Source organism: Streptomyces sp. NPDC053474, from assembly GCF_044544845.1.
In the GTDB taxonomy this organism is placed as follows: domain Bacteria; phylum Actinomycetota; class Actinomycetes; order Streptomycetales; family Streptomycetaceae; genus Streptomyces.
On record NZ_JBITXV010000010.1, the window covers coordinates 347,279 to 367,882 of the forward strand.

Genomic DNA, 20,604 nt, shown 5'->3' on the forward strand with positions numbered 1-20,604 from the left:
GGGCCCGCGCCCCACGGCGCGGGCTCAGGAGGCCACGTAGTCGCGCAAGTGACGTGCCGTCAGCGTGTCGGCGTCCGCGACCAGTTCGGCGGGAGTGCCGGTGAACACCACCTCGCCGCCGTCGTGTCCGCCGCCCGGGCCGAGGTCGATGATCCAGTCGGCGTGGGCCATGACGGCCTGGTGGTGTTCGATGACGACCACCGAATTGCCGTCGTCGACGAGCCGGTCGAGGAGCGCGAGCAGCTTGTCCACGTCGGCCAGGTGCAGTCCGGTCGTCGGCTCGTCCAGGACGTACGTGGACGCCTTCTCGGCCATGTGGATGGCGAGCTTGAGGCGCTGCCGCTCGCCTCCGGAGAGGGTGTTGAGCGGCTGGCCGAGGCGCAGATAGCCAAGGCCGACGTCGTGGAGGCGGCCGAGGACGGTGTGCGCCTGGCCGGACGGGAAGAAGGCGTGCGCCTCCGCGACCGACATGCCGAGCACCTCGCTGATGTTCTTGCCGCGCAGCGTGTAGGTCAGGACCTCGGGCGTGAACCGCTTGCCCGCGCACTCCTCGCACACCGAGGCGACCTGCGCCGTCATCGCGAGGTCGGTGTAGACGAGGCCGATGCCGCCGCACTTCGGGCAGGCGCCTTCGGAGTTGGCGCTGAACAGTGCCGCCTTGACGCCGTTGGCCTTGGCGAAGGCGGTGCGGATGGGGCCGAGGAGGTTGGTGTACGTCGCCGGGTTCGAGCGGCGCGAGCCGCGTATCGGCGACTGGTCGGCGACCACGACCCCGTCCTGCCCCGACAGATAGCCGTGGATCAGGGAGCTCTTGCCGGAGCCCGCGACGCCGGTGACCACGGTGAGCACCCCGAGCGGCACGTCGACCGCCACGTCCTTGAGGTTGTGCCGGTCGGCGCCCTTGATGGACAGGTGCCCCCGGGGCGTACGGACGCGTGTGCGCAGCGCGGCGCGGTGTCCGAGGTGGCGTCCGGTGAGCGTGCCGGACGTGCGCAGGCCCGCCACGTCGCCGGTGTAGCAGATCTCGCCGCCCGCCTCCCCCGCGCCGGGGCCGAGGTCCACGACGTGGTCGGCGATCGCGACGACCTCCGGCTTGTGCTCGACGACGAGCACGGTGTTGCCCTTGTCGCGCAGCCGCAGCAGCAGGGCGTTCATGCGCTGGATGTCGTGCGGGTGCAGGCCGATGGTCGGCTCGTCGAACACGTACGTCACGTCGGTGATGCTGGAGCCGAGGTGGCGCACCATCTTCACGCGCTGTGCCTCGCCGCCGGACAGCGTGCCCGAGGGCCGGTCCAGGCTGAGGTAGCCGAGGCCGATCTCCACGAGCGAGTCGAGGAGGTCCCGCAGTCCGGCGAGCAGGGGCGCCACGCCGGGCGCGTCGATGCCGCGGACGAACGCCGCCAGGTCGCTGATCTGCATCGCCGAACACTCGGCGATGTTCAGCCCGCCCACCTTCGAGCCGAGTGCGGCCCGGGTGAGGCGGGTGCCCTCGCAGAGCGGGCAGCGGGCGAAGACGACCGCCCGCTCGACGAAGCTCCTGATGTGCGCCTGGAGCGACTCGCGGTCCTTCGCCAGCCAGCTCCGCTGCATCTTGGAGACGAGGCCCTCATACGTGAAGCCGTTGGAGCCCACCTTCACCTTGACCGGTGCCTTGTGCAGGAGGTCGTCCCACTCCCGCGCGGTGAAGTCCCGCAGCTTCTTGTCGGGGTCGTGGAAGCCGGAGTTGACCATGATCTGCCAGCTCCAGGAGTCCACCGCGTAGGAGGGGACGGTGATGGCGCCCTCGTTCAGCGAGAGGTCGCGGTCCACCAGCTGGTCGACGTCGACGGTGGAGACCTCGCCGGTGCCCTCGCAGTCCGGGCACATGCCCTCGGGCAGATTGAAGCTGAAGGCCCCCGCGGTGCCGACGCCCGGCTCCCCGAGGCGGCTGAAGATGATGCGCAGCATCGTGTAGGCGTCCGTGGCGGTGCCCACCGTGGAGCGCGAGTTGGCGCCCATCCGCTCCTGGTCGACGACGATGGCCGCGCTGAGGTTGCGCAGCTCGTCGACGTCGGGGCGGCCGACGCTCGGCATGAACGACTGGATGAACGCGGCGTACGTCTCGTTGATGAGCCGCTGCGACTCGGCGGCGATCGTGCCGAAGACCAGCGAGGACTTCCCCGAGCCCGAGACTCCGGTGAAGACGGTCAAGCGCCGTTTCGGCAGGTCGAGGGAGACGTTCCGCAAGTTGTTCGCCCGCGCGCCGCGGACCTGGATCACGGTGTGGCTGTCTGCGGGGGTGACGTTCACGAGCGCTCCTCGCACGTTGGTTCGACCGGAGGGATCAGCGTACACCGTACTCAGTCGAGTCGAGGGGCCATCCTCCACGCCATTCCGACCTGGGCACTCGCCAAGGCCTCACGCCCCGCGCGTGCAGAAAGGCTTCTCCTCTCCCCTGGGCCCACCATCCGGGTGAATGCCCGAATGCCGCCCTCGCGCCGAGGGCAGTCTGGCGGTGCCCGCCCACGAGCCTTGGCGGGAATCCCCCAGCGACGTGAGGGTGCCCATGCTCCACAAACTCGCCCTGTCCACCGCGGCCCTGGTCACCGCCCTCGCCCCCGCGCTCGCGACGGCACCGGCGTCGGCGGCCGGGCCCGGCGTCGAGCGCGGTCCCGGCGAAGTGTGCTTCTGGACCCAGCCGGGCCAGCACGGCACGGGCTTCTGCTACCGGCCCCCGGGCTACCGGGAGCTCCCCGAGTCCCACCACGACAAGACCGTGTCGTTCCGCTCGGACGCCAACCAGAACCTGTACGCGATCGACTGGGGGCGGCACGACTGCTACTACCGCCTGATCCGGCCGTACGACTTCAGCGACAACTGGTCCTGGGGATCGCGGATCGACGGCGTGTCCGACAACGACGAGCGCTGCCAGGCGGCTTGACCGGCCCCGCGCCCGCCCCTCACCGGCCCTCCCGAAACACCGAAGCAGTACCAGAGAAGCGAACAGAAAGGTCCCCTGTCACCCATGAGCACGAAGCTCGTCCCCTCCGCCCCCAAGGCCTCCGCCACGCGCGGTCTCTTCGCCGCCGTCGCGGCAGCCGCCCTCCTGATGACCGGCGGCCTGGTCGCCGCCGCGCCCGCCGGTGCCGCCGACTGTCCCAGTGGCGAGTTCTGTGCCTGGGAGCACTCCGACTACAAGGGCCAGCGCGCCAACTGGTCCGGTGACGACGGCTGGTGGGAGAGCTGGATCGCCGACGAGGACTCCTCCTGGGCCAACCACGGCATCTCGGGCCCCGGCATCAAGGACCACGTCAAGGTGTACTCGCGGGCCCACCAGGGCGGCCACATGACCATCTGCCTCACGCCGGGCCAGGAGGTCAACTACAACGGCGCGGCCAACGACGACGGCGACTCCCACACCTGGGCCATGAGCTGCTAGGCACCGTTCCACGGCGCGGGCCCGCACCCCTTCCCGGGGTGCGGGCCCGTTCCCGTGTTCAGCGGGGGTTCACGTGTCCGCCGCGCCCGGCGAGCGCACCGGTGACGGCCATCGGCACGGCGAGGACGACCAGGCCCACCAGGCCCGCGGTCCAGTGCCCGGTCAGGTCCCGCACGGCGCCGAAGAGCGTGGGCCCGACGGCGGCCACCAGATAGCCCACGCACTGCGACATCGCGGAGAGCAGCCCGGCCTCCTCGGTGGTGCGGGCCCGCATCGACATATAGGCGATGCCCAGGCTCAACACGGCCCCGAGGCCGAGCCCGAGCAGCGCGGCCCACAGGATGGCGGCGGCGGTCGGCGCGGCGGTCAGCCCGATCAGCGCCGCGGCGCACAGCGCGCTGCCGAGCACGGCCAGGTGGCTCTGCCGCCGGGAGCGCTGCGCGGCCACGGGCACCAGCAGGGACGTGAGCATCGCGAAGCCCATGCAGACGGCGAGCAGGACTCCCGCGCGGCCCTCGGAAGAGCCGTGGGAGATGGAGAAGGAGGGCAGCCAGGTGGTGGCCGTGTAGTAGATGAGGGACTGGAAGGCGTAGAACAGGGCCACGGCCCAGGCGAGCCGGTCGCGCCACAGCGATCCGCCCGTGCTCGGGGCGGCGTGGGGGCGCCGCGCGGGACCGTGGCGCAGGCGCGGCGCCCACACCAGCACCGCGGCGAGCGCGAGGACCCCCCACAGGGCGAGCCCGCCGGACCAGTCGAGGCCGAGTCCGTCGCGCAGCGGTACGGTCGCGGCGGCCGCCACGGCGCCGCCGCCGACGAGCATCGCCGAGTGCAGGCCGGACATCAGGCCCACATGGCGGTGGAAGTCCCGCTTGATCAGTGCCGTCACGACGACGTTGGCCACGGCCACGGCCGCGCCGATCAGGAAGGTCCCGGCGAACAGCGGGGGCAGTGCGGGCACGAGGCGCACGGCGGCCCCGGCCAGGAGGAGCAGGAGCACGGCGACGAGGGTGCGCTCCATCCCGTGGCGCCGGGCGAGGCGGGGCGCGAGCGGGGCGAAGACGCCGAAGCAGATCAGCGGCAGCGTGGACAGGACGCCCGCGGCGCCGTTGGACAGCCCTGTGGCGTGGCGGATGTCGTCCAGGAGGGCCGAGACGGCCACGATGACGGGCCGCATGTTCAGGCCGATCAGGAGCACGGCCAGGGCGTACGGGAGCAGGCGGCGGGCGGGCGGCGCGGTGGCGGTGGCGGTGGCGGTGGCGGTGGCGGTTAAGGAGTCGGGTCCGGAGGACGTGGTGGCTCCGGGCTCGGCGGGAGAGTTCACGACGCACTTCCTCGGGGGTGAGGGGGCGGAGCGCCCGGCAGGTCTGGGGGTGACGGTGGGTCAGACCCGGTCAGGCGGACCGCTCCGCCGCGTAGCACGTCCGGCAGACGACGCGGCGGCCCGGCAGGTCCCGCGTCGCCTTGCCCATGCCACTGGCCTGGTGGAGGACGAGCGGCGTGACGTGGCTGTGGTCGGCGCAGACGACCAGGTGGCAGCGGCTGCAGATGCCGATGCCCGCGGTGTCGCTCCTGTCGTCGAGGGCGCAGTCGTAGCACTTCATGGGGGTCTCCGTCGGGGTCGCGCGCCGACGGCCTCCCGGCTCGGGGCAGAGCTGTCCCGGGAACCGGCGGGGCGGCGCGTCGGAAGAGGGGCGGGGGTCGCGTGCGGCAGCGGCGGTCGCACGCCGATCCGCGGGGGCGCTCGGCGGTCCGTTGCCGTACGAGACAGTAGCCCGCTAGTTTGGACAGAGTCAATTCTAGGATCGCTTCTCGCCCAGGGCGGCCAGGGTGATCCCGTTAGACTTCCGGGACGGAGACTGGGGGTGCATCGTCATGGAGCAGCGAGCGGCCGACCTGCTCAGGGCCAAGGGACTGCGCAGCACGGCACAGCGTCGCGCAGTACTCACCGCCCTGCACGGCCACCCGCACTCCACGGCGGCGGAGTTGGAGAGCCGCATCGGCGTCACCGGCGGCGGGGCGTCCTCCTCAGGGGGTCTGTCCCGGCAGGGTCTGTACAACGTCCTCGACGACCTCGCGCGGGCCGCGCTGATCCGCTGCATCGAACCGGCGGGCTCCCCCACCCGCTACGAACTCCGCGTCGGGGACAACCACCACCATCTGGTGTGCCGGTCCTGCGGCCGCATCGAGGACGTCGACTGCAGCGTCGGCCACGCCCCGTGCCTGGAGCCCGGGGACGACCGTGGCTTCGCGGTCGACGAGGCGGAGATCATCTGGTGGGGCCTGTGCGCGGACTGCCGCCAGGCCCGCGGGTGACACAGCGCCTCAGCTTCAGCGCCACCCCCTCCACCGCCGCCCTTCCCGTCCGGACCGGGAACGTTTCCCGGTCCGCCCCGGCACCGCCCCCTATCGCTCGGGACCCTCCCGGCAGCACGCTCTAGAGGCTGTCAGAACATGGAGGAAACGGTATGAAACTCTCCATCCGCAGGGTCGCCGCCGTCGGCGCCGCGCTCACCACGGCCATGGTGCTCATGGCCCCCACCGCCTCGGCCGTCGAGCCGGGCCAGCGGTTCCGCTACGGCGACCTGGACTGCCTCGCCACGGCGGACATGAACAAGAACGGCGGACTGAGCTGTACCGGCACCATGAACGTCACCTGGCGGGCCAAGGTCAAGTGCAAGCTGGGCTTCACCTACTACGGCACGTGGCAGAACAACGCCGATGGCGGCACCAAGGACTCCAAGAGCGAATCCAAGTGCGCCTTCAGCGTCGAGGACGTCATCATCGACCCCATCGCCTGAAGCACCGCCCCCGTCCGGTCCGCTGATCCGCGTCCGTGCGGCCCGATATTCGTTGGCGCACGCCACCACGCCGTCGCTAGCCTGGCGTTCGCACTGTTGATCGCCGACCGGGCCGTGCGCCCGTAGAGAGGGGTGTCTTGATGCCCCGGGTCGCGCCGAGCGCGCCTCGCCGCACCGTCTGACCGTCCGCTTCGCCGCCGCCACGTCCGCGCGGCGGCCGGAGGCCGGTCCTTGGTGCCTTCCTATCGCCGAAGCCGCTCGGCCTGCTCTTGCTGTCGTCTCCCTTCCTCAGCAAGGAGTAACCCGGGTGTCCCACACCACCGGAGCTCGTCAGAGCGACGCCCACAACACCCTCAGGATCACCACGTTCACCTGCGCCTGGTGCGGCCTCAACGTGTCCGCCACCGCCGACGGCGTCCCGCGCGACCACTGCCCGTCGTGCCTGCACTCGCGGCACGTCGTCGACCACGTCGAGGGCGGCCCGAGCGGGTGCCACGGGCGGATGACCCCGATAGCCATCGCCGTCCTGCGGACCGGCGACTGGCGGGTCATCCACCGCTGCGTGCGCTGCGACGAGCTCACGTCGAGCCCCGTCCGCACGGACGACAACCAGCTCATCCTGATGCGCATGGCGGTGCGGCCGCTCGCCCAACCGCCCTTCCCGCTCGAAGCGTTCGGCACTCTGTGAGCCGGGCCGAGGGGAAGGACACCACCATGCCGCGACGCAACCACACCCGCGAGCCGTCATCGGCGCGCCGCCGCCCGCAACGGCACAAGGACGTCCTGCACGGTCGGGGCGGCCACCGCGCCCACGACTTCCGGTGCGTCGGCTGCCGACTCGACGTGTCCCTGGACGCGCCGGGCACCGGGCACCGCAACCACTGCCCGCACTGCCTGGCCAGCCTGCACGTGGACCACCGCGTGCCGGGCGACCGCGCCTCGCCCTGCCGCGGCCGCATGGCGGCGCTGACCATGACCGCACGCCCGGACGGCGAGTGGCTGCTCATCCACGAGTGCCTGACGTGCGGCGAGCTCAGCGCCAACCGTGTCGCGGGTGACGACAACGCGCTGGCCATGGTGCGCCTGGCCCTCAAACCGCTCCAGGACACCGGGGTCGCCCGCCGGACGCTGCTCACCCTGTGACGGCCGGGGCCGCCGTGTCACCACGGCGGCCCCGCCCTCACTCGCTTTCCGGGGGTTACGGCGCCATCTCGTACGTCCCGGCCAGCGCCTCGACGCGGGCCCAGACGCGGGCCGAGCGGGCCTCGTCGACGACCGGGCGGCGGACCGCGCCGAGGGCCCAGCTCTGCTGCCGCGCGGTGGCGGAGTCCTTGCCGTGCAGCTCGACGGCGTACCCGGAGAAGTCCCGTACGAGGACGGCGAAGAGCTCGTCGAGCACGTCCTGCTCCAGGCCCGTCAGGCGCGCCTGCTCCAGGATGAGCTGGCCGTGCACGACCAGCGCGAAGAGCTGGCCGACGGCGAGGAGCAGATCGAGGTCGCGGCTCTGCTCCTCGTCCGGAGCGGCCGTGGTGACGAACTCGCAGAGCGCGTCGGCCTGTTCGCGGAAGCGGGCGACGTTGGGCACCTCGGCGTACGCGTCGTAGGCGGTGCGCCAGTCGTGGAAGCGGATGGCGCCCAGGCCGCGGGCCGGGCCCTGCTGGAAGAGGAAGGCGTCGTCGGCCGCGTCCAGGCGGGTCGGCACGGGCGCGTACTCGGCCGGGTTCAGCAGGTGGTTGCCCATGAACTTCAGGATCAGGGCCAGGTTGACGTGGACCGTGCCCTCCAGCTTGGGCAGGCCGCGGATCTCGGTGGCGGCCTGGGCGAAGTAGGTGTCCTTCTCGAAGCCCTTGGCCGCGATGACGTCCCACATCAGGTCGATGACCTTCTCGCCCTCCGTGGTCACCTTCATCTTCGTCATCGGGTTGAAGAGGAGGTAGCGGCGGTCGTCGGGCCCGGCCGAGCGGAAGTAGTCCACGGCGCGGTCGCTGAACAGCTTCATCCCGACGAGGCGGACGTAGGCGTCGGTCAGCTCGCGGCGCACGTGCGGGAAGGCGGTGACCGGACGGCCGTACAGGATCCGGTTCTGCGCGTGCGTGACGGCCTCGTACATCGCGTGCTCGCAGATGCCGATCGCGCCGGTGCAGAGGTTGAACTTGCCGACGTTGACGGTGTTGAGCGCGGCGTCGAAGGCGGCGCGGCCCGTGTGCAGGACGTCCTCGGCGGCGACCGGGTAGTTCTCCAGGCGGAACTCGCTGACGTACTTCGACGAGTCTACGACGTTCTTGACCAGGTGGTACGCCTCGTGGCGGCTGTCGGCCGCGAAGAAGACATAGCCGTCGGGGCCCTCGACGTCGGTGCGGCGGCCGAAGACGGAGACGAGCCCGGCGGCGTTGCCGTTGCCGATGTAGTACTTGGATCCGGTGGCCCGGAAGCCGCCGTTCCCGTCGGGCTCCAGGAGCATGTCGGTGGAGTAGATGTCGGCGCCGTGGGACTTCTCGGACAGGCCGAAGGCGAACACCTCTCCCTGGGCGAGGAGTTCGGCCGCGCGGGCGCGGGCGGCGGCGTTGTCGCTCTGCCAGACCGGGCCGAGGCCGAGGATGGTGACCTGCCACGCGTACCAGTAGTCGAGTCCGTAGAAGCCGAAGATCTCGTTGAGGGCGGCGATCCGGGCGGTGTCCCAGCGCTTGTCGCCCTCGCCCGCACCGGCGGCGGACGCCGGGGTGAGGAAGGTCGCGAACAGCCCCTCCTTGGCGGAGAACTCCAGGAAGTCCGCGAGCCAGGCGCGGGAGCGGTAGTCCTCGATCAGCCGGCGCTTGCCGCGCGCCTCGAACCAGTCGACGGTCGCGCGCAGCAGCCTGCGGGTCTCGGGGTCGAAGTGGGTCGGGTCGTAGGTGTGGGGGTTGAACAGCAGCGCGTCGGCCATGGCCAGTCGCCTTTCCGGCTCGGGGTCGGGGAGGTCGGGGAAGGGGGCGGGAGAGCGGTGGGTGCGTCAGCGCCGGGCGCCGAGCCGTTCGAGGGTGGCGATCACGTCGTCGAGCCAGGTGAGCGTCATCTGTTCGTACGCGATGCCGCCGCGCAGCACGACGTGCTGGAGCTCCTGCCCGTCGTCGAGCACCGCGGGCGCCTCGGGCCCGGTGAAGTCGCGCCGCTCCCCCGCGCGGTAGTGCGCGAGCCGGTCGGCGTGCGCCTCGCGGTACCGCCGCACCTCGCGGATCAGCGCGGCCGGGTCGTCGAAGGCGGCGCCGCGGATCTTCACGGCGAGCTCGTGCCGGACGCTCTCGGGCTCGATCGGCTCGTGCAGCCAGCCCGAGAGCGCGGCGCGGCCGAGGGCCGCGACGGAGTACTCCTTCTTGTCGGGCCGGTCCTGCTGCGCCACCGCGCGGGCCTCGACCCAGGCGTCGCTCTCCATGCGCTTGAGGACGCGGTAGATCTGCTGGTGGGTGGCGGTCCAGAAGTAGCCGATGGACCGGTCGAACCGCCGGGCCAGCTCATAGCCGGAGCCCGGCTGCTCCAGCAGGGAGACGAGGATCGCGTGCTCAAGCGCCATGCCCGAATCCTCCTATGCAACTCGTTGCATAGACAAGCGGCGCAGGGCAGGTGAGACACGGCTCACCCGGCCTCGCCGCCTTCCGCGCGGGCGGCAGGTGGGCTAGGACGGGTCGGCGCCCGCGGGCACTTCGTAGGTCTTCCCGTCGACGCCCGCCCGGTAGAGCCTGCCCGCCGCGAAGCCGCGGTCGCCCTGGCCGTAGGTGACCTGGGTGGAGAGGTGCAGGCCCGATGCCACGGTGCACAGGCGACCGTCCTCCACGCGCCAGATCTGGCCCGCGGCGTGCGTGGTGATCAGCGGCCGCCCCTTGCTGTCGAGGGTGAGCCCGTCGGGCAGGGCGAGGACGTCGGACGGGTCCACCGAGACCCAACGCCTCGGGTGGGCCGGGTCGTCGGCCGCGATGCGGTAGAGGCCGGGGGCCACGGTGGTCTGGATGACGTACACCTGCGTCCCGTCCGGGGACACGGCGATGCCGTTGGGCTGGGGCACCCGGGCCCAGGCGGGGTCGACCCTGCCGTCCGGCGAGACGCGGCCGATGTTCCGCCCGCCCAAGGTCGTGGTGTACACGGTGCCGTCGGCCGCGAGGGCGACGCCGTCGATGCCGCCGAGTCCGGTGGCGTACGTGCTGACCTCGCCGGTGTCCGGGTCCACCAGGAGGAGCTTGGAGGTGGGCAGCGCGTCGCCGGTGAGCGAGTGCGCGAGGTCGTTGCCGGTGCCGACGAGGAGGCGGCCGTCCTCGCGCACGACGATGCCGCCGTTCGCGCCCACGTCACCGGTGAGGGGTACGGGGGTGCGGCCCGGCGCGTCGATCCGGTAGACGCGGCCGGTGAAGTACGCGGTGGCGAACATCCGGCCGCGCTTGTCCACGGCGATCGACTCGACCCAGTCGGGGACGCGCGCCACCTGGACCGGCGCGCCCCGCCCCGGGGCGGCACAGGCCGGTGCCGCGGACGCGGGGGCGGGTGCGAGCACACCCGCGGCCGCGGCCAGCAGGGCCATCGACGCGATGCCGCGGCCCGGCCCGCGTAAGACACCGCGCGGCCTCCGGCTCACCTTCAACGTCATCGGTTCTCCTTTGTCGTCGGGTCGCTCCGCCGGGCGAAGTATCGGCTCCGGGAACGGTGAGCACCAGCGTCGGGAGGCGTCGGCTCGGGCACACCGGTGGCGGGCGCGGGCGGCGGCGCACGCCGTAGGGTCGGCGTATGCGCATCGTGTCCCTGCTCCCCGCCGCCACCGACATCGTCGCCGAACTCGGCCTGTTGGAGGGGCTCGTCGGGCGCACCCACGAGTGCGACTGGCCGCCCCGGGACGTGGCGGCCGTGCCCGTGGTGACCGGTGCCGATCTGGACCAGGACGCCCTGAGCAGCCGTGAGATCTCCGACGCGGTGGGCGGGTCGGCGCACTCCGGGTCCTCGCTGTACTCCCTCGACACCGAGGCGCTGGCGGCCCTGCGCCCCGATGTGGTCCTCACCCAGGACCTGTGCGACGTCTGCGCGGTGTCGTACGAGCGGGTCAGCCGCACCGTGCGGCTCCTGGACGCGGACACCCGCGTCCTGAGCCTGGAGCCGCGCACCCTCGACGACGTGCTGGACTGCCTGGTCACGGTCGGCTCCGTGCTCGGGGTGCGGGAGCGCGCCGCGTCGCGCCGGGAAGAGCTGCGGGCCCGCCTCGACCGGGTGCGCGCGCTGACCGCGGGGCGTGCGCGGCCCCGGGTGGTCGCGATCGAGTGGCTGGATCCGCTGTGGCCCGCCGGGCACTGGGTGCCCGAGCAGATCGCCGCCGCCGGGGGCGCGCCGCTCCTCGCCGGGCCCGGCGAGCACACCGGGCCCATGACGTGGGACGCGGTGCGCGCGGCCCGGCCCGACGTGCTGCTCGTGCTGCCCTGCGGCTTCCCGCCCGAGCGGACGCTGCGCGAGACGGGCCTGCTCACCCGGCTGCCCGGCTGGTCGGAGCTGCCCGCCGTCCGGTCGGGGCGCGTCTGGGTCCTGGACGGGCCCGCGTACTTCAACCGGCCGGGACCGCGCGTGGTCCGTGGGGCGGAGGTGCTTGCCCACGTCCTGCACGGGGTGGGCGCCGGGGCGGCGGTGACGGCGGCCGAGGCGCGCCCGCTGCCCTGACGCGGGGCGTGCGTGCGGCCCCGGCGCGGCCGTTCAGGACACCGTGCGGCGTCGTGGCGGGGTGAAGGCGTACAGGTCGAGGATCTCCGGCCGCGGAGCGACGCCTGGGCCCCCGGCGCGGACCCAGGCGACGATGTCCTCGGTCGCGTCCGCGTCGTTGACCAGGCCGAGCCACACCGGCCGGGCACCGGCCGCCCGGCCCTCGGCGGAGGGCTGGACCACGATGACGTTGGCCTGGTCGCAGACGTCCAGGCAGGCGGAGACGCGTACGGGTGCCTCGGCCCGCAGGCGCGCGGTCTGCGCGGCGTGGTCGACGCCGGTCACCTTCGGACTGCCGCAGCAGCAGTCCCGGCAGACGACGACCCGGCAGGGCGCCGGGCCGGTGGCCGTGTCGTGACTTCCTGCGGTGCCGGACGACTTCCGGGCCTGTCTTGCGGGCATGCCGCGTCCTGCCTCTCTCCGGGGAGATCCGCCCCGGTGTTCCGTGGAGGAGGCGACCGCGTGAGTCTCCTGGCTCTCGGGTCGCTGCTCGCCCCGGCCTTCCCACCCCGTGCGGGGCAGTGGCCGGTCGGGACGCGCTCGCCGATCACAGTGGCGGGACCGCGCCGGATTCTCACCGGCTTCCTCGGACCGCCGTCGCCTTGTCGCCCGTCATCATTCCATCCGACTGGCAGGGGGTCCGGCTTCGGGTCCGCACTGGCCGCCGTACAAGGTCACCGGCAGGATCTGGACGCTGTTGCTGACGAAGGACGGCAGCGGCACCAACTCCGCGCGCGGCACGGCGAGATCCAGGTCCGGGAACCGCTCGAACAGGCCCGGCAGCGCGATGCCCGCCTCGAGACGGGCCAGGGACGCGCCGAGGCAGTAGTGCGGGCCGTGGCCGAAGGACAGGTGTTTCGGTCGTGGGCGGGCGATGTCGAACTCGGCGGCGTCGGGGCCGAATCGGTCGGGGTCCCGGCCCGCGGCCGCGTACGAGGCCAGGATGGCCTCGCCGCGCGGGATCACCACGTTCCCGACGGGGATGTCGTCGAGGGCGTAGCGCAGCGGGAAGTGCGCGACGGGCGGGTCCCACCGCAGGGTCTCCTCCACCACGGCGTCCCACGGCCGTTGCCCGGTGGTGACGGCGGCGCGCTGCTCGGGGTGGGTGAGCAGCGCCGCCGTCGCGTTGGTGATCAGGTTGAGGGTGGTGCCGTGGCCCGCGACGAGGACCAGGATCAGGGTGCCGATCAGCTCCGGCTCCGAGAGCCGGTCACCGGCGTCGCGCGCGGCGATCAGATGGCTGGTCAGGTCCTCCCCCGGCCGCTTCCGCCGGTCGGCGACGAGGTCGGCGAGGAGTGCGTGCAGGCGTTGTTGGGTGCTGAGGGTCTCTTCGGGCGGGGTGACGCTGCTGGTCAGGCTCGCGGAGAGGGTCCGGAAGTCGTCGAAGCGCTCGTCGGGCACGCCGAGGAGGTCGCCGATCACCGCCATGGGCAGCGGGTAGGCGAAGTGGCGGCGCAGGTCCACCGGACCGGGGCCGACCTCGGCGAGGGCGTCGAGGAGGCTCCGGGTGATCGCCTCGACGCGGGGCCGCATCGCGGTGACGCGCCGCGCGGTGAAGGCCTGCGCGACGAGGTCGCGCAGGCGGCGGTGCTCCTCTCCGTCGGCGGTGGTCATGCCGCGGTTGGTGACCATGCCGATCAGCGGCCAGCCCTCCGGCACCTCTCCCGCCCGCAACGCGGACCAGTGCGCCGGGTCCTTCCCCGTACGAGGGTCCGCCAGGATGTCCTGGAGGAGTCGGTGGCGGGTCAGAACCCAGGCGGGCAGTCCACCGGGAAGTTGCACGCGCACGGCGGGGCCGAGCGCGCGGAGTCTGCGGTTCTCGCCGTGCAGGTCACCGGCGCTCGCGTCGAGGCGGAAGAGAGGGGTCTTGCTGCCCACGGGTCACCTCTGGCTGGGGTCGACGAGGGAGCGATCGCGGAGCGTGGGCGAGGACGGGCCTGGAGCGGGGCGTGCACTGTGTTCGACGCGCGCCTCACCCGGGTGTACGCGGCGTACGTAGGCGCCGTGCCGGGGGCGGGCAGGACGGGCGTACGCGGGGCGGGCGGCTACTGGATCGTACGGTCCCGCGCGCGCCCCGAGAAGAGCGCGCGCGACGTCTGTCCGGCGGTCCGTGGGGCCTGCCCGGCCTGAGATGTGACGGGTGTTCAGCCGGGCTTGGCCGCAGGGGCGGGCTCGACCTCGGGCTCCGGCTCCGGCTCCGGCTGCTGTGCGCGGTCGGCCGTGGCGCTGGCGACCGTCATCCGCAGCGGGGGCAGCGACGCGACGAACGTGCCGAGGGCCAGGAGGACGCCGAGCACCCCGGCGCCCGCCGTGTCGAGGACGGCTCCGACGGCCAGCGGCCCGATGCCGGTGCCCAGCGCGCTCGCTCCGCTGAGGGAGGCCACCAGGCGTCCGCTCGGGTCCAGGAGCGCCGCGGCCGCGAGGGTCTGCACCAGGACGGCCAGTTGGCAGGCCTGCCACAGGACGGCCGCGACGATGAAGAGCACCGGGTCGTGGGTGAGCACCAGGGCGGCCATCGACAGGGCCTGTGCCGTGATGAAGGCCGCCAGGGACCTCGTACGGCCGAAGCGGCGGGCGGCGGCGGGGCCGAGCACGGCGCCGACGAGGGCCACGACGCCGGAGACGGCGAGGACCACCGACACGGCCGAGGCCGACATGCCGGTGTGTTCGCGGCCGAAGACCGAGGCGTACGCCCAGGCGCCCTGGGTGACGGCCCACAGCAGCGCGATCCCGCCCAGCAGGACCCATGTGGGGGTGGCCGTGGCGTTCGGCGGGGCGGTGGCTGCCCCGGCCTTCGAATTACCGCTCGTGGTCGGCCCGTCGGGGAGGCCGCCCACCAGGGGCCACGCGAGCAGACAGCACAGCGCCATGACCAGGAAGCCGGTGCCCTCCCCCACGCTGCGGTTGGCCGCGGGCACCGCCATGATCAGCAGGGCGGTCACGGCCACCGTGCCCGCGATGGTGGCCGCGGACGCCTTGTCGGCGTCGTCGGTGGCGGCGATCGCCGCCGTGGCCGCGGCGTAGACGGCGCCGAGCCCGGCGCCGATGACGAGGTTCGCGAGGATCAGGGTGGGCAGGTCGCTGGCCGCGGTCGCCCCGACGAAGCCCGCGAGGCCGACGGCGAGACCGGTGCGGGCCATGCGGACGCGGCCGGGCCGCGCGGCCCGCGCGGCGAGGCGCAGGGTGACGATCGCGGTGGCCATGAGCTGGGTGGCGCCGACGAGTCCCGCGCCGGAGTCCCCCAGCGCGAACCGCGAGGAGAAGTCGTCGACGAAGAGGGGCATGAGGTTCGCCCCGCCGTTGCCCAGGGTGGCTCCGGCGATCAGTGCGACGGCGACGCCGAGGGTCAGGGCGGCCGTCCCGCGCGCCCTCATCGACGCCCCCGCGGAGTGCGGTCGGCCGGGGATGCTCGGCGGGTGGTCGGGGGTGCGACAGCCATGGGGTTCCCCTCGGTAGGAGGTGCGGAAGGAGTGGGTCCGGCCCCGGTGGTCACGGGTGCGCCGGGTGGGCGGCCGTGACCACCGGACGGGACGGGTGCGGCAGGTGGGGCGGCGGTGACGGGCGGCGGATTCAGCCGGTCCAGACGTCCTCGACGTAGCGGCCGGACTCGGTGAGCTCGGTGAGCCAGGCGGCGGCCTCGGCGTCGGACGCGCCGGTGTGCTCGCGGTGGACGGCCATGAACGCCTCCCGCACGGCGGGGGCCATCCGGCGGCCGTCGCCGCAGACGTGGACCCGGCCGCCCGCCGTCAGTACGTCCCAGACCTCGGCGCTCTCCCGGGCGATGCGGTCCTGGACGTAGCGGGCGCCGTCCTCGGGGGCCTGGGAGAAGACGGGCCGCATGCTGACGGCTCCAGCCGTCTCGGCCGTCTCGAACTCCTCGCGGTGCAGGTAGTCGACCTCGGGGTGGTCGCAGCCGAAGTAGCACAGGAGCGTGCCGGTGGACCCGGTGTGCAGGCGGTCGAGCACGGCTCCGCGGAAGGGCGCGAGGCCGGTGCCCGCGCTGACCAGGATGACCGGGACCGCGTCGTCCTCGGGCAGCCGGAAGGACTCGCCGCACGGGAGCACCCTGGCCTGGACGGTGTCCCCGGCCCGCAGGGTCTGGACGTAGTGCGAGCCGACGCCGCGGAAGGTGCCCTCGCCCGCGCGGTGGGGCGCGGCGAGCAGCGACACCATCAGGTCGACCTCGCCGGGGGCGGCCTGAGCGGAGGACGAGATGGAGTAGTGGCGCGGGCGCAGCACCGGAAGGAGTTCCAGGAAGCGCTCGAAGGACAGCTCGCAGGCGCGGTAGCGCTCCAGCAGGTCCAGGACGCTGAGCCCGGTCGCGGTGACCCGGTCGCGGAAGCCGTCGGCGTCGAGTCCGGCGAGTGCGGCCAGGGGGCGGCGCTCGGGCGGGCAGGCGGTGTGCTCGGCGAGGACGGCGACCTGCTCGGGCGTGGCCGGGGTCTGGAGCTCCACGAAGTCGGTGAGCAGTCGGCGCAGGGTCAGCGGCCGGTCGACGGGCAGGGTGTTGCGTGCGCGGCGGCGGGCGCTCAGCCGCACGGTGCGCTCCGGGTCGAGGCCGAAGCGGGCGGTGACCCGCTGGACGAGGGCGTCGGGGTTGCGCGGCAGGACGGCCAGGTGGTCGCCGGTGCGGTAGGTGACGCCCTCGGGCAGCCGCAGCTTGAGAAAGCGCTTGGAGCGGCCCAGTTCGTGCTCCATGTCGACGAGTTCGTACGCGTCGAGTACGTCCATGGGCTGGACGCCGTGCCGGGCGGCGAGTCCACCGGTGACGGACGCGGTGGCGTCCTGAAGCTCGTACAGGCCCTGCGGCTGCGCGGAGTCGGCCTCGGGGCGCGCCGCCTCGCCGTCGGCGGTGCCGTACCGGTCGAGCAGGGCCGTCCACAGGTCGGCGCTCCAGCGGTCCACGGCTCCGGCGAAGTCCCCGGAGGCGTCCGCGGCACCGCGCTCCAGGAGCGGGGTGGCACCGGCGGCGGTGAGCAACTCCTCGATGCGGGTCGGTACGTGCTGGTAGGTGGCGGCCCAGTTGCGGTCGCCGACGCCGAGGACGGCGAACGGCAGGCCGTCGAGGGCGCCGGGCTCCAGACCTTCCAGCCAGGTGACGAACTCGGCGGCGTCGTCGGTGGGGCGGCCGTTGTACGAGGCGGCGACGATCACCACGGGGCCGTCGGCGGGGCTGAGTCTGCCCGCGCGGTCGTTGAGGGGGGCGACCTCGGTGGTGAAGCCGTGGTCGTCGCCGTCGGCGGCGAGGTCGTGGGCGAGCCCGGCGCAGGTGCCCAGGTTGGAGCCGTGCAGCAGGGTGAGCGCGGTCGCGGTGGCGCGGCGGGCGGCGGGCCGGTCCTCGCTCACGGGCGCGCCGCTCGCGGCGGCGGGCAGGCGCCGCTCGTCGCTGGTGCGCCGGGCGAGCTTGAGGGTGAACGCGTCGGGCTTGAGGGTGAGGGTCTGCTTGATCTCCAGCTGGTAGTCGGCGTGGTCGAGCAGCCGGTAGCGGTGGACAAGGAGGCCGAGGAGCAGGGTGGCCTCGTGCAGGGCGAACTGGCGGCCGATGCAGGCGCGTTCTCCACTGCCGAAGGGCTTGAAGAGGTGGACCGGGCGCGCCGCCTCGCGCTCGGGCGTGAACCGGTCGGGGTCGAAGAGGTCGACGTTCTCGCCCCAGGCGGGGTCACGGTGCAGGGCCGGGGTGAGCACCATCAGGGTCTCGCCCTTGCGCACGGCGTACGTGCCGCCGATGACGGTGTCCTCGATCGGCTCCATGGCGAAGGCGGGCGCGGTCGGCCACAGCCGCAGGCTCTCGTTGAGCACCTGGCGAAGGTAGCCGAGCTTGCCGATGTCGCCGTACTCGGGCGCGGGCGCGTCCGTGTCGCCCCACAGGGCGTCCACCTCCGCCTGCGCGCGGGCCAGGACCTCGGGGTGCTTGGTCAGGTAGTACAGGGCGAACGACAGGGCCCCGCTGGTGGTCTCGTGTCCGGCGATGAGGAACGTGATCACCTGGTTGCGGATGTTCACGTCGTCCAGGGGCTCGCCGGTCCGCGCGTCACGGGTGTGGAGCATGCGACCCAGGAGGTCGTCGGTGCTGGTGTCACCCGACGCCCTGCGCTGCCGGATCACCTCGTCGACGAGCTCCGTCATCAGCGCGGCGTCCTTGCGGAACTGCTCGGTCTGCCGCCAGCGGAACACCTCCGTGCCCGGGATCGACTCGCCCTTGGCCTGGGTGTGGGCGAGCGCCCTGCTCATCGCGTCGACGAAGGGGTGCGCGTCCTCGCGCCGGAACGACGCGAAGTCGTAGCCGAACCCGCAGAGTCCGATGGTGTCGAAGGTCAGCCGGGTCATGTCCTCGGGCACGTCCACCGGGCCCGCGCCGACCGCCCGGTCCCACTTGGCGATCAGCGACCGGGCGACGTCCAGCATCGTCGCGTGGTAGCCGCGCATGGCCCCGAGCGAGAAGGCGGGCATCAGGATGTCGTGCGCCTTCTGCCAGTTGGCCTCGTGGGGGAAGGCCGTGAAGAGGCCGTCCCCGGCGATCTCCCTGATCTCGACGAGGTCGCCGTGCACGTTCTTGCGGAACCGGGTCTCGTCCGCCAGCTCGGCCACCAGGTCCAGGCCGCCGACCATCACGGTCTCGGAGCCGAAGGCACGGATCCGGAACACCGGGCCGAACTCCTTGACCTCCTTCATCAGATGGAGGAGGCCGTCGGCTCCGCTCGGGATGCCGAGGGCGTGGCCGATCAGGGGGAGCGCGGGACGCTCCGGGATCGCCTGGGCCGTCGCCGTGGAAGTGAGGTCGGGCGTGGACACGTGCGTCATGAGGAGGCCTTTCGTTCCGCACCGGCAGTCGCTTGATCATCAAGATACACACGACTTTGTCAGTTGACCATGTCGGGTGATTGTGTTGAGTGACACGGTCGTTCGACTGAACTAGGCGACCGCCGTGGGCGTCGCGCCTCTGCTGGCCTTCTGGCGCACCGGCGCTCGCGCGGTGCGCGCCGGTCAAGGGGGTGCAGGGGGCGGGGGCGCGGCGGGCCTGCTCGCGGCGGTGATCGGCGCGGTCGGCATGCTCGGGGCGGCGTTCCAGCACCTCGTGGTGACGGACACCGGACGCAGCGCGGGCTGGCCGCTGCGGCAGCGGTACGTCTGCACCAACGGCTAGGCCATACCGCCCGCCACACCGACCAGCCGTACGAGGTCCTGGTGGAACACGTCGTCGTGCGCGCCCCAGGGCGGGCCGCCCGCGCGGATCCGTTCGGACGCGTCGACGCCGACGTACCCGCAGGACGGCAGCGCGCCCTCGGCGAGCGCGTCGGCGAGGGTGAGCGCGGGGCTGCCGTCGATGCCCTGGATGCCGTCGTAGCCGAGTGCGCCCCAGGTCCGGCCTGCGCCGGAGAGGAGGGCTCCGTCGCCGATCCTGCGGCAGGCGAGCGGGAAGAACAGGCCGAGTTCGAGGTCGTGGTGCGAGTAGCAGCACACGACGGGTCCCGTGACGCGTCGGTGCAGGCCCGCAAGGGCTCCCCCGCCGCTCAGTTGGGGCAGGTGCTCGGCGAACGCGTAGTGCGACAGGGCCGCCTGGAACAGGCACAGCGAGGCGACCCGCCCCTGCGGGCCGAGGCCCCGCACGGCGTAGGCCACCAAACGCGCGCCCGATCCGTGGCCGACGAGGTGGATCCGGGTGTCGGGCAGGTCCTCCCCGAGGGTCCGCAGGAGCGGGGCGAGGGCGCGCTCACCGATGAGTCCGGCGTGCCTGCGCATCGCGTACGACGTGACCTGGCGCAGCAGTTGGTGGGCGCCGTCCCACACCCGGTCGGGCGTGCGTCCGGCGTGCGGGTCGCGCAGGGGGCGCTCGCTCGGCGCGAGGGACTCGGGCCGGGACAGGCGCTCGGTGGGGTCGTCGGCGGGGCGCGGCCCGGCCGTGCCGGACTCGTTGAGCGTGCCGTGCTCGGAGACATCGGGCGCGCCGGAGCCGGTGTGCGCCTCCTCGAACCGCTCGGGGCTGCGGTTCTCCTCCCGCTCGGTCTCCTGCCGGGCCGCGTCGAGGGCCTCGGCGAAGCCCTCGCACACCTGGGTGGGGCTGTCGATGAGCATGGCCGGGTCGGTCTGCGGCAGGACGTTCGCGCCCAGGTCGGTGCCGTAGGCGTGCAGCGGGGTGTCCAGGGGGTGTTCGACGAGGCGGCGCAGGGCGATGCCCACGTCGTCCAGGGCGCCGTTCCTCAAGGGCCGTTCGTCGAGGAGCCCGAGGAGCCCGGTGAGGGTGTCCCCGCCGTCGGGGAAGACGCGGTGCAGCCCGGTGACGTCGGTGTCGGTGAGCCGCCCCGCGCGGCCGTCCTCCGGCCGCGCGAAGCACATGCTGGGCCAGCGCACGCCCACGAGTCCCACGCCGTCCGTGACGTCGGCCCGCGCGAACAGGGCGCGGCAGCGCGCGTCGATCCGCCCGGTGAGCTCGGGTTCGTGGTGGGCGGTGTGCGCGAGCACGACCAGGTGGCGCACGTCGGCCTCGCGGGCCGCGTCCGCCACCCGGTCCCCCTGCCGCTCGTCCACGGCGTCGCCGTGCGCGTCGAAGGCGACGTCCCACCACGGCGGTCCCTCTTCGGCCCTGCCGCGCGTTTCCCGCGTGTCCCGCATGCGCCCCCCTGCCGTCCCGCGCCACCGTGACGCGATGTCACGTGCACGGCGGGTGCCCCTACGGGGCGGGGCTAC

General features: G+C 73.2%; 19 protein-coding genes and 1 riboswitch. Of the genes, 8 read left to right on the plus strand and 11 right to left on the minus strand.

Annotation, left to right across the window (positions count from 1 at the left end):
• Nucleotides 1–24: 24 nt before the first annotated feature.
• Nucleotides 25–2,289, minus strand: a complete 2,265-nt coding sequence (locus ACIG3E_RS25240) for an ATP-binding cassette domain-containing protein (RefSeq protein ID WP_399620540.1) — start codon at nt 2,287–2,289, stop codon at nt 25–27.
• A 256-nt stretch (nt 2,290–2,545) separates the two neighbouring features.
• Between ACIG3E_RS25240 and ACIG3E_RS25245 the strand changes: the two genes are divergently transcribed.
• Complete coding sequence (locus tag ACIG3E_RS25245; protein WP_399620542.1) at nt 2,546–2,920, plus strand: hypothetical protein; 375 nt, start codon at nt 2,546–2,548, stop codon at nt 2,918–2,920.
• An 84-nt stretch (nt 2,921–3,004) separates the two neighbouring features.
• Nucleotides 3,005–3,418, plus strand: coding sequence for a peptidase inhibitor family I36 protein (locus tag ACIG3E_RS25250; protein ID WP_399620545.1), 414 nt, complete (start codon nt 3,005–3,007; stop codon nt 3,416–3,418).
• Nucleotides 3,419–3,476: 58 nt separating this feature from the next.
• Here ACIG3E_RS25250 and ACIG3E_RS25255 read toward each other — a convergent pair whose 3' ends face one another.
• Together ACIG3E_RS25255 and ACIG3E_RS25260 are read right to left on the minus strand one after the other, a co-directional pair.
• The gene (locus tag ACIG3E_RS25255; protein ID WP_399620548.1) at nt 3,477–4,739 is read right to left on the minus strand and encodes an MFS transporter; all 1,263 of its coding nucleotides are present in this window, start codon (nt 4,737–4,739) and stop codon (nt 3,477–3,479) included.
• A 70-nt stretch (nt 4,740–4,809) separates the two neighbouring features.
• Complete coding sequence (locus ACIG3E_RS25260; RefSeq protein ID WP_399620551.1) at nt 4,810–5,019, minus strand: DUF2180 family protein; 210 nt, start codon at nt 5,017–5,019, stop codon at nt 4,810–4,812.
• Nucleotides 5,020–5,290: 271 nt separating this feature from the next.
• Between ACIG3E_RS25260 and ACIG3E_RS25265 the strand changes: the two genes are divergently transcribed.
• From ACIG3E_RS25265 to ACIG3E_RS25280, 4 genes are all read left to right on the plus strand, one after another.
• Complete coding sequence (locus ACIG3E_RS25265; RefSeq protein ID WP_399620554.1) at nt 5,291–5,731, plus strand: Fur family transcriptional regulator; 441 nt, start codon at nt 5,291–5,293, stop codon at nt 5,729–5,731.
• Nucleotides 5,732–5,883: 152 nt separating this feature from the next.
• Nucleotides 5,884–6,216, plus strand: a complete 333-nt coding sequence (locus ACIG3E_RS25270; protein WP_399620557.1) for a hypothetical protein — start codon at nt 5,884–5,886, stop codon at nt 6,214–6,216.
• A gap of 307 nt (nt 6,217–6,523) precedes the next feature.
• Nucleotides 6,524–6,904, plus strand: coding sequence for an RNHCP domain-containing protein (locus tag ACIG3E_RS25275; RefSeq protein WP_399620559.1), 381 nt, complete (start codon nt 6,524–6,526; stop codon nt 6,902–6,904).
• Nucleotides 6,905–6,930: 26 nt separating this feature from the next.
• A complete protein-coding gene (locus ACIG3E_RS25280) occupies nt 6,931–7,359 on the plus strand; it encodes an RNHCP domain-containing protein (protein ID WP_399620562.1) in 429 nt (142 codons plus the stop codon).
• Nucleotides 7,360–7,414: 55 nt separating this feature from the next.
• Here the strand turns inward: ACIG3E_RS25280 and ACIG3E_RS25285 are convergent, their stop codons facing one another.
• From ACIG3E_RS25285 to ACIG3E_RS25295, 3 genes are all read right to left on the minus strand, one after another.
• A complete protein-coding gene (locus tag ACIG3E_RS25285) occupies nt 7,415–9,139 on the minus strand; it encodes an acyl-CoA dehydrogenase family protein (RefSeq protein WP_399620565.1) in 1,725 nt (574 codons plus the stop codon).
• Between the two features lie 66 nt (nt 9,140–9,205).
• Nucleotides 9,206–9,763 carry a PadR family transcriptional regulator gene (locus tag ACIG3E_RS25290; RefSeq protein ID WP_399620568.1) on the minus strand — a complete coding sequence of 186 codons (558 nt, stop codon included), beginning with the start codon at nt 9,761–9,763 and terminating at the stop codon, nt 9,206–9,208.
• A 102-nt stretch (nt 9,764–9,865) separates the two neighbouring features.
• Nucleotides 9,866–10,828, minus strand: a complete 963-nt coding sequence (locus ACIG3E_RS25295) for an SMP-30/gluconolactonase/LRE family protein (RefSeq protein WP_399620571.1) — start codon at nt 10,826–10,828, stop codon at nt 9,866–9,868.
• 137 nt (nt 10,829–10,965) lie between these two features.
• Between ACIG3E_RS25295 and ACIG3E_RS25300 the strand changes: the two genes are divergently transcribed.
• A complete protein-coding gene (locus tag ACIG3E_RS25300) occupies nt 10,966–11,880 on the plus strand; it encodes a cobalamin-binding protein (RefSeq protein ID WP_399620573.1) in 915 nt (304 codons plus the stop codon).
• Between the two features lie 33 nt (nt 11,881–11,913).
• Here the strand turns inward: ACIG3E_RS25300 and ACIG3E_RS25305 are convergent, their stop codons facing one another.
• The 4 genes from ACIG3E_RS25305 to ACIG3E_RS25320 form a co-directional block, all read right to left on the minus strand.
• Entirely contained in the window at nt 11,914–12,321 is a 408-nt protein-coding gene (locus tag ACIG3E_RS25305; protein WP_399620576.1) for a (2Fe-2S) ferredoxin domain-containing protein, read from the minus strand.
• Between the two features lie 62 nt (nt 12,322–12,383).
• Nucleotides 12,384–12,507: riboswitch (cobalamin riboswitch) on the minus strand.
• Nucleotides 12,508–12,534: 27 nt separating this feature from the next.
• Nucleotides 12,535–13,797 (minus strand): cytochrome P450, encoded by a 1,263-nt coding sequence (locus ACIG3E_RS25310; RefSeq protein ID WP_399620579.1) that lies wholly within the window; start codon nt 13,795–13,797, stop codon nt 12,535–12,537.
• Nucleotides 13,798–14,063: 266 nt separating this feature from the next.
• Entirely contained in the window at nt 14,064–15,293 is a 1,230-nt protein-coding gene (locus tag ACIG3E_RS25315; RefSeq protein ID WP_399620581.1) for an MFS transporter, read from the minus strand.
• Between the two features lie 196 nt (nt 15,294–15,489).
• Entirely contained in the window at nt 15,490–18,720 is a 3,231-nt protein-coding gene (locus ACIG3E_RS25320; protein WP_399620583.1) for a bifunctional cytochrome P450/NADPH--P450 reductase, read from the minus strand.
• 124 nt (nt 18,721–18,844) lie between these two features.
• Between ACIG3E_RS25320 and ACIG3E_RS25325 the strand changes: the two genes are divergently transcribed.
• Nucleotides 18,845–19,063 carry a hypothetical protein gene (locus ACIG3E_RS25325; protein ID WP_399620586.1) on the plus strand — a complete coding sequence of 73 codons (219 nt, stop codon included), beginning with the start codon at nt 18,845–18,847 and terminating at the stop codon, nt 19,061–19,063.
• Here the strand turns inward: ACIG3E_RS25325 and ACIG3E_RS25330 are convergent.
• Nucleotides 19,060–20,529: a hypothetical protein gene (locus tag ACIG3E_RS25330; RefSeq protein ID WP_399620588.1), complete on the minus strand. Its 1,470-nt coding sequence runs from the start codon at nt 20,527–20,529 to the stop codon at nt 19,060–19,062. The two genes, ACIG3E_RS25325 and ACIG3E_RS25330, sit on opposite strands and share 4 nt — an antisense overlap.
• Between the last annotated feature and the right edge of the window lie 75 nt (nt 20,530–20,604).